Origin of the sequence: Sulfidibacter corallicola (assembly GCF_017498545.1) — a bacterium.
Classification (GTDB): domain Bacteria; phylum Acidobacteriota; class Holophagae; order Acanthopleuribacterales; family Acanthopleuribacteraceae; genus Sulfidibacter; species Sulfidibacter corallicola.
This window is the reverse complement of the sequence record NZ_CP071793.1, coordinates 9,233,678-9,246,823: the sequence shown is the minus strand read 5'-3', so window position 1 is coordinate 9,246,823 and position 13,146 is coordinate 9,233,678. Positions and strand designations below refer to the sequence as shown.

Genomic DNA, 13,146 nt, shown 5'->3' with positions numbered 1-13,146 from the left:
GCACTGTCGAAGAACTGTGAGGATGAACATGCGCCTTCTTTGGTTGATGATCTGGTTGAGTACGCCGTGGGCGATGGCCCAGGAACACATATCGATCACGCTGGTGGACCAGCCCCGGTACCTGAGCACGTCGCCCCAGACCATCGAGGGTCAGGTGGATCCGATCGATGCGGCGGTAACCCTGAACGGTGCGCCGGTCGCGGTGGACGGTTCGGGTCACTTCAGCGCCTCGGTGACGCTGAGTGCGGGCCTCAATACCTTTGTCTTTCGGGCCTCGTCCGAGGGCCTGGCCGACGCGACGGCCAAACGCGATCTGTTCCTCGATACCGAGGCGCCGGATCTCCAGATCACGTCACCGGTTCTTCCTCACCTTACCAACGAGTCGTTGATCCACATCTACGGCACCGTCCGCGATTTGGACCCGCAAACCGTGCTCGAGCGAGACGGGACCGAGGTGGCCGTGGAGAACGGCCACTTCGTCGATACCCTGACGGATCTGCCGGACGGCGAACACAACCTTATCTATGAAGCGCGCGACAGCCTGGGCCACCAAAGCCAGATCGAAGTGACGCTTGTCGTCGACAGCGTGGCCCCCGCCTTGACCCTCAACACCCCGGCGACCGTGGCGCCCAACGGGTCGTTCCCGGTCAGCTTCTGCATCGCTCCGGCCGAGGATGCGCGTCAGGTGACCCTGGAGGTCGCCAATCAGGTGGTCTACCAGGCCAACGACGGCACCTCGTTCGCCCAAGATTTCACCCACGACGGTTCGGGCGCCGCGGTTCCGGTCGCCCTGACCGTCATCGATCGTTTCGGCAACCGGGTCCAAGACCGCGTGGAGATTCCGGTCGCCCGGCCCAACTTTCTGTACGGCCGGGTGTTGGACGACAAGACCAGCCTGCCCTTGGCCGGGATCCCGTTGACCATCAGTTCCCCGGCCGGCCAAGAAAACGCGGTCACCGCCGCGGACGGCCTCTTCACCTCGACCCTGGCCGGCGAACCCTTGATCGTCACCACCGATTCCGTCAACCACGTCCGGCTCGGCCGCAAGGTCGCTCAGGCCGGCGGGGGATATCGCCTCACCGATTTGCGCCTGACGGCGCGCCGGCCGACCCAATCGAGCAGCCTGCCGTTCGTGGCGGACGACGTTCGGGTCACCCTCACCGGGTTCGGCGGCGGCGTGCGCGTCACGCCCTTTGGCGGTCAGGGCTTGCCCGCGCTGTTGCCCACCGGCTACGTGCCGCTGGCGGGCTTCGAACTTGCCGACGCCTCCGGCAGTGGCGATGCCACCTTGGTGGCGCCCACGCGCGGGTCCGTACCCGTGGGAGCCGCGAGCTTCCTGTTGCGGGCCGAGGCGTCCGGTTGGCGCGTGCTTCAGGCCGTGATCGTCGCCGGAAGTGAACTTCAGGTAACTGCGTCGGCGATCGAAGCCGGATCCTACCTGGTGGCCTATCGCGATCTCGAATTGGAGACCGAGCCGCCGCAGGTCGGCGATCTTTTGGAGCGCGTGCGTTTCCAGCTCGTTGGCGAAGCGCATCTCTATCAGGCGAGCACCGATCCCCAGGCCGTGTCGTTGATCGACGAGCCGAATACGCAAGTCGCCCTGTTGGTTCAGGGGCAGAGCCTGCGCTCCGGGGCGCTGGCCCGAATCGAGGCCCAAGAGTTCCACCAGCGGTTCAGCGGTGATCTGCGCCCGCCGGCCTACGGCCTCGATGTCTTTTGCTATCGCCACGGCTACGCGTCCGGCGGTGCCCGTCATCTGCGCGGGGCTTTGGACGTCACCAGTCGCGAGTCGGTGTCGTTGGAAACCACCCGCTACGCCCAGATTCGCTTTCAGGCGGAAGCCGGCTGGCTGGATCAGGGCGGTTACCGATTCGACAGTGCCTGGAACCTCGGCGCCGTGTCCTTGGACCTGGGGGCTCAGGACGGCACCATGCGCGCGGTCCGCATTTTGTCCGACGATGACCGAATCCCGCCGTTGGGTGCGGGTGCCTCGCTGGTGAAGGCCTTCGCGGTGGACCTGGATCGCGACCTGGTGCAAGCGCCGACCATCACGGTCACCGAGCCCGAAAGCCCGGCCATGATCTTCCTGGCCCATCGCGACGGTGAGCGGTGGTCCTATGCCGGTCGTTTGACTTTCAGCGACGGCGTGTGGTCCAATGCGCCCGCGACGACCGACATGGAAGCATCCGGTCATTACGCGGTCGTCGCCCTTCAATATCCAATTACCGAAGTTTCCGGCACCGTGCGCCACGGCTCGAACCCGGCGTCCGATGTGTCGGTAGGTAGCCAGGGGCACCCATGGCTGGGATGGAGCGACGCCCAGGGGAGTTACCGCACCTTCGTGCCTCGGGTGGCGCACCTGTGGACGCTCCAGGCGGTTCAGGCCGCGACGGGCCTGACAGCTTCCCGTGAACTGCCCGAAGTCACCGGTCTGGACGCCTTGGTCGATCAAGATCTGACCCTGGATCATCCCGAATTGGCGTTGGTGGCCCATCAGCCGATCCACAACCAACAGCACGTCGACTTGATGCCCGACATTCGTCTGGAGTTCAGCCACCTGATCGCTTTCGATCCGGATCTCTGGGTCCAGGCGATCACCCTCACCCCGGTCGGCGGCGGTTCCGCCGTGCCCCTGCAAATGCTCGAGGATACCGAAGTTCCGGGTCTGCGCATTCGCCCGCGCCAAACCCTGCAGGAAGCCACCGACTACCGGCTGCAGGTGGGCACGACGTTGGTGTCGACCCAGGGCGGGCAATTGCCCGAACCCGCCGTGATCGAATTCCGCACCCTGACCCGTGCGGTCGTCGGTGAGCTGGATCTCACGCGCTTCAGCCTGAGCTGGGAAAGCGAGCGCATGTACCTGGAGGCGCCGGCCGACGCCTATCCCGACCGCACGATGCTTTCCGTGCTCAATCCGGTCAATGCCTACAGCCTGAGCGAGACCATGGTCGCGGGCGGTTACCGCCGTGAGATCGAAGCCAAGCCAGGCGATGTGGTGCACCTGAGCGCGACCCTGCCCAACGGCGAGTTGGCCTCGGCCAGCCTGGACGTGGTGCGCACCGGGCCCAACCGGGTGCGTCTGGGCAGTCAGGGGTTTCGCTACGAGGTGGCGCCGGGCCTGGTTCTGAACGTCGAGGGCGTTTCCTCGGGGGCGGGCACCGAACTGGAGATCACCGCGGTCGACGAAGCTTCCATGCGCGCCACCGTCTCGGAGAGCCCCACGACGGCCGACTTCGCGCCGGACCAGGTGCTCAAAGGCGTGCAGTTCGAAACCGTGGACGGCTCGCCACTGCCCGGCTTTCGCGGATTCATCGAAACCGACATCGATCCCGCCACCCAGCCCGACAGCACCATGATCCTTTACTCCTTCCAGGTTGGCGTACAGGCACCGGCCGATCCCTTGGCCTTGGACGAGCTGACATCCCACACCTTCGGCGAGCCCCAGGGAGGGCACCGCATCGAGAACGGCGGTTTGGTCGGCAAACGGAAGAGCTTCAACCTCAAAGGTTTGGGCTTCGAATACAACATCCCGGGTAAAGGCCGGGGCGCCAGTCTGAGATTCGCCATCCTCGCCGACCAAAGCGGCGCCGAGCACTACATCTACCGGGTGCGCACCCTGCGGGAAGACGTCCGCGACCGCCAATTCGAGATCGACATGTTGTGGGCCGACGAAGCCCACTGGTTCATCCCGAGGGCCCACGCCCATCCCGGTGAAGACACGCCGCCGCACTACCCCATTCGGGAGGCGCTCGTCTATCGCGTCGATCCCGATTACGACGGGGTCAACTTCACCTTGGTCGGGCTCACCTGGGCCGACGCCAGTTATTCCTATGTGGTGCAGGGCAAGTTGGTGCCATCGCTTCGCGTGGTCGATCCCCGTACCGGCGTGATGGGCGAGGTCACGGGTATGACCTCGCTTTTGAACGGCGAGGGCTTCGTTCAGACGTTGACGCAGCTCGTGTTCGCCCATTACGCGATTCGGGCCGCCTACCTGCCGTTCGATATCCGCGAGCCCGGTGAGGTGTCCCAGACGAAGCTGGAACTCGAGTGGAGGGTCATCGATTGGGAGGACGGACAAGCCGAGGTCAACGATTGGGCCACCGCCGAATTCAATGCCCGCGGCCGCTTCGCCCGTGCCGACAATCGCTCGCTCCGCATCGAGATCAAGAGCAGTCAAGCGCTTGAGAAAGTGCTTGTGGGCGGATCCTGGTTCAATTCCCTCGAGGTCAAGGGCGAGACGTCTTCGCGCCAGATCACGGTGGATCTTCCGCAGGGCATGACCGCCGCGGAATCCAAGCACCAGGTCGACTTGCGGATCACCGATCTCAAGGGCCAGGAACAGCGATTCGTGCGCGACATCTGGGCCCTGGGCAACTTCGGCGACCTGCCCAGTCTGGAAGCGGTGCCGCCATCGGTCGTGGGCAGCGTGCCCAAGCACCAAGACGAGGACATGTTGATTCGCGAACCGCTCATCCTGTATTTCAGCGAGCCGGTTCGGGGGGTGGCGGATGACACCGTGGTCCTGCACGACCAGGCCCGGGGTGATGAGGCGCCGCTGCTGTACCTGAGCGCGGACGGCCTGGAGGTCACCGAGCAACAGTATGTCGACACCCTGATGATCGTGCCCCAGGCCTCGCTGAACATCGACACCGAATACCGCTTGCGGGTCGAAGGCCTGACGGACCACGACAACGACACCCTGATCCAAACGGCAGCGGACGGCAGTTCCCTCGATTACCACGAAATCCGGTTCAAGACCCAGGAGAGTCGCCCGGAAAGCCTGCTCGATCTGGAGGATACGGATCAGGTGCGGAGCTTCGCGGCCTATCGCAATCTGCTCTTGATGGCCGAGCCGGCCGAAGAGACACGCGGTGTCACCTTTTGGTTGAAGCTCCTCGATACCCGCGTGAATTCGGGTGGGAAGGCGCAGGTGGTGGCCAGTTCGCCGGTGACCGGTGGTTACGAGGGCTTTGGATTCGACATCGAAATCTTCACGCCCGACGCCCTGGGCGTGGAGAAGGGTTTCGAGTCGACCGTGATGGGTGTTCGGAACCAGGTGTATGCCGGGGATTTGCCGACCGGCACCTTGATCGTCGTCAAGGCCAAGCGCATTATCGACGGTTCGAGCCGGCTCTACTTCTTCGAGTACCAGGGCCGTGGTGCGGCCGGCGAGACCGGGCCCTTCCGCCGCATCACCATCCTGGATCCACCCGGAACCGGCGTGCTGACCAACATCGGTCGTTCGGGTCCCTACCTGGCCCTGGGTTTCATTGGCCTGGACGCGGTGCAGGACGGCGAGCAGAACGTCATCGGATCCCGTCGCGGCAGTACCCGCGTCTACGACATGCGCGACTACATGGCGCGCGTGCGCGAGCTGGGCGACCAGTTGGCGAACCACACCATTTCGTTGATGGAGTACACGACCCGGCTCCAAGCGCTGGGCGAGGTCATGGAGTATTTCTATCCGGGCGATCCGGGTGACCTGGAGGGCTTCCTCTGGAAAAACCGCGAGGGCCCGCAACCCGGCCTGCTTGCGGCAGCCATTTCCTATCCGGGTCTGCTGCGGGTGGATGCCCTGGATCATCGTGAGGATGCGCCCTTTTTCACCGGCCAATTCTACGACTTCCGCAACATTGCCCGGACCCTGTATCCCACCGGCAGCGGCTTCCCCGCGTTCGTCCCGGTTCCCGACGATCCGGGTCGGGCCGGCCGCTCGCGACGCCGTTGTTTCGCCATCGAGAACCTGGACCTGTTGACGGAGGGTTCGCTGGTGACGCGCGATATCGCCGTGTTCGCCGAAATGGATTTCCAGGCCGACAAGGGGTACCTCTACCTCTACGAGGTTCCCGATACGGCCGATATCGCATCGGAGCTGAAGCCCCGTCTCGCGTTGGTTCTGAAAAACGGGTACCGCCATTTGGCCGTGGATCGAGGCTTCGGGTTCATCGCCGTCCAAGATCTCGGCAACCGGGTTTCCGTGCTGGACGTCCGCGCCTTGTGGACCTACATCCAGCCGAACGAACAGCCGACGGTCATCGAGCTGGGTGAGCAACACCCCGCCATGGTGGTGGATCCCTTCTACGTGCCGCCGATGGACACCATGTTCTTCCACGACGGCGGGCTCTACTGGGCGGAGGACGTACAGGGAAGCGGCCTGGAGCGCTTGCAGTTGGCTCCGGTCAAATACCGGCGCGTAGGTTGGAACACCTACGATCTGAGCGCCTGGATGAACGACGACGACGCGGATGGCGATGTGGAGGATCGGCTGATCTACCCGCGCCACACGGTGCTCTACGCCACCGACATGTTCGACCCGAACGATCAGGCCCTCGCGTTCGTGATGGAGATCGGCTCCTTCGAATTGGAGTTGGAGGCGGGCGAGTCGGCAACCGTCATCTTCCGCGAGAAGGACGGGTCCTGGAGCCATACCGTCGAGGGCGAGGAGGCCCGGGTGACGGGCATGGCCGGTTTCAACACGGTCCCGTTGATGGAGTACTTGCGCGACGACAAAAAGGACGACTTGCGCGGGCGCGGCGTCTGGCCGTTCGAAGTGGAATACACCATTTATCGCAACCACAAGGTCATTGCCGGGGCCACCCACGACTTCCTGGTGGCCTACCAGTCGCCGCAGACCCGCTACATCGACGGGTTCCGGCAGCTCGGACCGATCGACGCGCTGGCCCAGTATCCGCTGTTGCTGGAGACGGATCACGGCGTGTCGCACCGCGATGCCCGGCTCGATCTGTCGCCCTCGCGGATGTTGGCCTCCGATTTCATGTTCCAGCGCGGCATCCACGGCATGGGCATGCTCAATGGGCAGATGTTGCACATGGCCTATCCGGCCTGGTGGTCGCTGGAGAACTTCCCCAGCGGCTTCCACCAGGGGGATCGGTCTCGGGCGCGGCTGGTCTTCGAGCATCCTGGCCAGTTTCAGGTCTCCGGTTCGGTGAGCGATGATGGCCGCACCGTGGATCTCTCCGAAAACGAGACGAACCAGTTCACGCTGGAAAGCGACGGTTGGCGGCTCCAGCACCAGGAGAACATGTGGTACGAGTTCCAGGCCAATGCGCCGCTGCCGCAGCACCGGGCCCTGTTCCGCCAACTGAACGAGCATCTGACCGACGATCCCGATGCGGCCGAGAAGATGCGGTACCCGTTGTTCCGGTATCCCGAGTCGGAAAAGATGCCGGCGTCGCTCTATCGCGAGGCCCAGCTCTTCCGTCAAATGGACCAGCCCTGGAACAACCAGATCAAGTTCCAGTCCGGCACGGGCAGCGGGGAGGTCTATCCGACCTTGGTGAAGGAGATCACCAAGGACGAGGGACGGGCCCGGCGGGTCAATCGATCCTATGCCGCCAAGCCGATCGGCGTGTTCGTGGAGGAAGTCAACGCCTTGGGCATGACGATTTCCTACGCGTACGACGACGACGGCTACCTGACCTCGGTGGTTCAGGACCCGACGGGCCAGGCGCGGACCACGGAATACGCGTGGGAGGAGACCGGCTTCGAGGCGGGTGACTTCGTCCTGAAACGCTTGTCCAAGATCATTCACCGCGCGGCGCCGAGCCCGGACCTGATCACCCATTTCGAATACACCGACAGCGACCGCCCGCTGCGCGTCACCCAATACACCACGCCCTTCGGTTTGAAGGATGTCACCACGACCCCCTCCATCGGTCTGCCTGAAACGGTGCGCATTCAAGGCGTGGCGCCGGCGCCCACACAAGAGGTGACCTTCGCCGAGCAGGACGGGCTTTGGTTGAGCAGCGGTCACTCTGTAGGCGAGCAAGTGTTCGGCTTGGTTTGGACGCGAAACCTCTTCGACGGCGAACGCTACCAGTGGCTGTTGGCCGAAAACAAGTTCCGCGATCAATTCTTCTCCTACAACGGCTTGGGTGACCTGACCGAGCACCATCGCGATGGCGGCAAACGCACTTGGACCTACGAGGGGCCCGAGTGGTTCACGCACGTCCCGACGGGTCACACGGACCCGCTGGAGCAAACCTTCACGACCCGCATCGAGGTCTCGTCCGGCGGGGGCACCATCACCCACGGCGATGGTACCGTCACCACCGTAGAGCATCTCTCCGGAAGCGGCGTCGCCTATCGGACCACCGATCATCTTCAGATGGAACGGGGCGGCGAGACGACCGTCAACTACGTGCCGGACGGGGACAATTACCGCGCCGAGAACGGGCGCATTACCGAAGTCAAGGTCGCGGGCATCGATGGCGCGGTCACCGAGTATCGCCACAACCGATTCGGTGAAGCGCAAAACGTGACGGATCTCGGTGTCCGCACCGAAATCGTGTCGCGCGATGGCGTGGGGCGACCCACGGTGGTGAGAACCGGAACCGGCGACAGGGTATCTCTTTCCTATTCCTTTGATAATGGTTTGGCGGTCACGAGAGCCACGTACGAGGTGTCCGGAATCACGCAGGAATCGTCGGTCGACGAGTGGGGCCGTCCCTATCGAGAGGAAGGGACCACGCCCGAAGGCAGTGTTTCCTATCAGTACCGATACGACGACCTCGGTCGACTCTCGACGCGAGTCGACGAGCAAGACGCCGGCAACAACGTCAGCTACCAATACCACGGCCGAAGTGGTGTCCTCGCTCGGGTCATCGGCTCGACCGAGTCCTATACCTTCCATGTGGGTGCGCAGGTTTGGAATCCCAGTATCAGTGGGCTCACCATCCAGACCGGCCAAAAGACCCGCGACGAGGTGTACGAGGTCGATGCGCTCGGGCGGCAGGTCCGAGGCACCATGGCCCAGGTCGGCCCGGTCACCTACGAATACACCGGCTTCGGCCTGTTGAAGCGTGTTGGGGACGCGCAGCACAAGGGCGTGACCTACGAGTACCGTGACAAACAGGTCATGGTCACCGACGATTTCCGCGAACTCCACACGATCACCACCGTGCAGGACAGAGCGGGCCTGCGCACCCACACCAAGCTTTCCGGCAACGGCCTCGACGTGAATGCGATCGACGTGCAGCAGGATACCGGACTCGAAGCGACCGGCGCCCAGGGCATGGAGTTCGCCACGTCGCAGCGCAACCTCCGCAGCGGCATCGAGCGGTCCTCGGTGATCAATGGCAAGGGCGGCCTGGTGCGCCAATCCCTGAACGATTACAAGGTGGAGGGTGCTTCGTTCAACCGGTTCGGTACGCCGACGCAGGTCGAGGGCCTGGTTCAGGAGTCCTTCGAATTCGACGATCTCGGTCGCTTGAGCGGCCTGACGACGGCCAACGGCCAGACCCTCGAGAACATGGCCTACGACGCCCGCGGTCGGCTTACCGGCTACCGCAACCTGCGCGGCAAAGAAGTTTCGATGGCATACCTCGAAGACAGCCTGCGCCGTGCGTCGGTAGAGGTCGAGGGCAAGAGCCGTCTCGGTGGTGATCGTCTGGAAACCTACGCGGCGTCGGATACGACGAGCAGTTCTTCGGTGGATTGGATGGGCTCGCGCATCGAACGGGAAACCGTCGATCCCAACGGACTCGTTCGCTTCACCCGTCCCGAGGCGAACGGAAAGGCGGCGGCGACGGCGGACCTCCACTTCGACGGGGAAAAAGGGGTGCCTACCCGCTACACTGATTTCACCGGCCTCAGCACCGACATCGATTGGCGGGACTACGGGCGTACCTTGATGGTGACGCATCCCGACAACAGCACGGAGGAATACCGGTACAGCGGGATGGGCGACCTGCGCAGTTACCGCCGCAACGGCGAGGAGCAGGTGCGCATACAGCGCGACGCCGAGAACCGCATCGATCGCATCGACACGCCCACCGCGAGCTACGACTGGGAGTACGAGAACGCCGGACCGTTGCTGTTGGGCATCACGGGCGGTCGGTACCCGATCGCCTTCGGCGACCACAACCATCAGGGCCTGCCCGGATCGATCGATCTGGGAGACGGGCGGTACCGGATCGACCTGCAGTACCATCCGGGCGGCAATCCGAGCTGTGTGGTGTTCCAGGCCAAGGGCGGCCTGCCCTTGGAGCGTCACTACGACGGGCTCGGCGACCTGACCTACCAACGCCGAGGCTTGGAGCAGGCGACCACCTACACCTACAACAGTTGGGGCGCGCCGGCCACGATGCGGATCGGCACCGGCCCGGAGCTCACGCTGTTCGGCGAGGGCGATCAGTTCACCCTGAACCTTCCTGGCGGAACCGTGGCGAACATCAACGAGGTCGGCCAGGTGCAGACGATCACACCGGCCGGCCTGCAGACCAAGACCTACGGGTACGACGCCGGTGACCGGTTGGACAGCGTCCGCATCGGCCAACGCGAACTTCAGCGGTACGAATACGGCGAGCAGACCGGTCAGGTATCCAAGGTCACGGTGACGGGTGATTTGGGCGCCGAGGTCATCGATTTCGGCTACGACACCGAAAACGGGCGTTTGACCCAGGTCACCCGCGACGGCCAACTCCTGGCCGAATGGACCTACAAGGAGCCCGATCCCGCGGCGAATCGACCGGTCGATCCGGATCGCATCGACACCTACACCGACGGCAATAGCGTGGTCACGCGTTTCGAATACGACGATGCCGGTCGCACGACCACGATCGATATCCAGACCGGCGGAGGGCCCACCTTCCACTTCAGCTACGACGAGTCCGGCCAGATGACGGCAGTTTCGGCGATGGGCATGTCGGCCCAATTCGAGGACTACGACGAGGGCTGGCCGGCCCGAATGACGTGGGGCAACGGTATCGGTTTTGACATCGCGCAGGAAGAGGGACGGCTGCAGTCGATCACCCAGGTGGGCGGCGATTTGGGGCTGAGCCTGACGTGGTTGGTGGACGCGGCCGATGCGGACTGCGCCACCCAGGACCTGAATCCCTCGGGCCCCATGATCACGGGTGTCGGACGCAGCGGTCCGGGTTGGAGCGAGAGCTGGTCGCCGACCTACGACGCCGAGAAGCAGCTCGACGGCATCACCATCACCCGTACGACGCCGGCGGGCGTTCAAACCATCGAGGAGACCTACGGACCGATCCAAAACAAGATCGCGTCGGGCCTGGTACGGCACCTCAACGAAGTGAACATCCTGAACCAAAGCAACACACGCGACACGAATGCCGACGGACGGCGTGTGCTCGACCAGACCACGGGTCTCGGCGACACAGATTACGTCTACGACCCCGACCTAGGCAACCTGACCCAAATCGGTTTGCCGGACGGCGCGGCCATCACGCTGAAATACGACGGCTTCCGCCGTCTGCGCGAGATCGCCAACTCGGCCGACGGGCACCTGGAAACCTACACCTACGACCAGGAGGGTCGGCGCTTGAGTGCCGCCACGCGATTCGCTTCGGGCCGCCTGGTCTTTGCGTACCACGAATCGCGAGTGATCGCCATCGGCACCCAGGAGTGGAGCTTGGGTGGCGGAGGTCAGCCCGAGCCGTCAGGTGAGCCGCGGTGGACGCACGCCATCGGCCACGGCCCCTGGGGCCCGGTGTTCATGAAGGACCTCACGGGTGGCGGTTACGACTACTACATCCTGACCGACCACCTGGGAACCCCGTTCGCGTACCACGCGGTGGGCACCGGCACCGTGTACTACACCCCCTACAACCCCTGGGGTGAGCTTCTGGCATCCCATCCCGACCGAGGGCCTCCGTACGCGGCCGAGGGCAGCGTGCCGACCGAGGGATTCGCGTTGCCGGGTGATCCCGTGTTCCCGTTCGTGCCGTTGGGTTTGGGCGGTCACCTGTACGAGCACGATACCGGCCTGGTGTACATGCACCACCGTTTCTACCACCCCAGGCTGGGCCACTTCATCAACCCCGACTTCCGCGCGCCGGACATCTACGACCCCACGACCTTCACGGAACCCTACGCCTACGCGGCCGGCAACCCGGTTTTGTTCATGGATCCGGATGGTTTAAAAATCACGATAAGAATTTTAAGAAATGACTCCTACGATTCCGAATATCTCACCTTTTCCGAGGCCGATTACGAAGCAATGCGCGAAGGTAGTCCATTTGTTTTCAAACATGACGGTCAAGAGTACTTCGTGGAAGGTGGTATAGCGGGCTCCGACGTCATTAAAAGACAGGAAGCTTTTACGCGTTGGATTGGTCCCACTTTGTTTGGTTCCGGTACTTACCGTGAATCGAGTATGGAAAACGTTCAACGTGATGCCATGATGGGCATATATTTTGGATTGACCGCCCCCCTTGCTGCTAAAGGCATGATGACATCAGCAGGGGCCGGTATTACTGCGGGTACGGTCGGTTCCATTGGTACTGCTTATGTTGGGGCAAAAGGTGCTAGCATGGTGGCGGATGCTATCAATGGTGGAAATACCTCAAAGGAAGTGGATCAGGTTTTTCAAAAAGTCATTATCCCACATGCGGCGAGCAATCTTTATTTTATGGGCGTGGGGGAAGCAATCCCCTCGCTGGTAAGGGTTGGCAGGCCGGCAACCGGTGCCTTAGATCAGATGTCCCTTTCTGGCTATGCTAAATATGCCAAGCAAATTCCAGGAAGTTCCGGACCACAGCCCATTCCACCGGGTGTTCCTCCCAATCCATACAGGGTATGGGGTAAGGAATTCAAGTGGAGAAAAGATTTATTACCATTAAACCAGCGAGGCGTGACGCAGGGTGGTGAAGTCAAAGTTCGCTTTGATCAAAAAGGCAAAGATTTGATTGAGACCTTAGACCATGAAGGGGTTCATTATTTCTTTTACACCGGTAACGAAATTAGAGACTTAATCGGAGATTTAGGGTATACGTACTCTTCGGTTTTGAAGTATACAGAGGAAGCTTTGGCAGAAGGTTATGCGAAAAGGAGTGTCTGGACTGGATTGAAATATCCATTTATAGTTGGTGATGTACATCCCGTAATACTAACTGTTGAAGGCAGTGCTTGGATTTACGGTATTTATTTTACACGGGAAGAGCTTCTTGAATATTTGCAGAAATAGAGGATGGAAAACCGAGAAAGTCGCCATTGGATTTTGCCCTGGAGAAATTAGGATGGATATGCCTTACAGGCGTGGTGCTCTCGAAACGATTCGGTGTTTTCAACCCGAGATGGGTCTTGCCGTCGTCGAATCTAGATCAGGAAACCCGGAAAAACCGAATCCAGGAAAAGCAAGATCTTGGGGTGCCACCAAATGCC

General features: G+C 62.3%; 1 protein-coding gene. It reads left to right on the top strand.

The genetic code is table 11. The features are described 5' to 3' along the window. Positions 1-28: 28 nt before the first annotated feature. Positions 29-12,949, top strand: coding sequence for an RHS repeat-associated core domain-containing protein (locus tag J3U87_RS27975; protein ID WP_237379085.1), 12,921 nt, complete (start codon positions 29-31; stop codon positions 12,947-12,949). Positions 12,950-13,146: the final 197 nt, after the last annotated feature.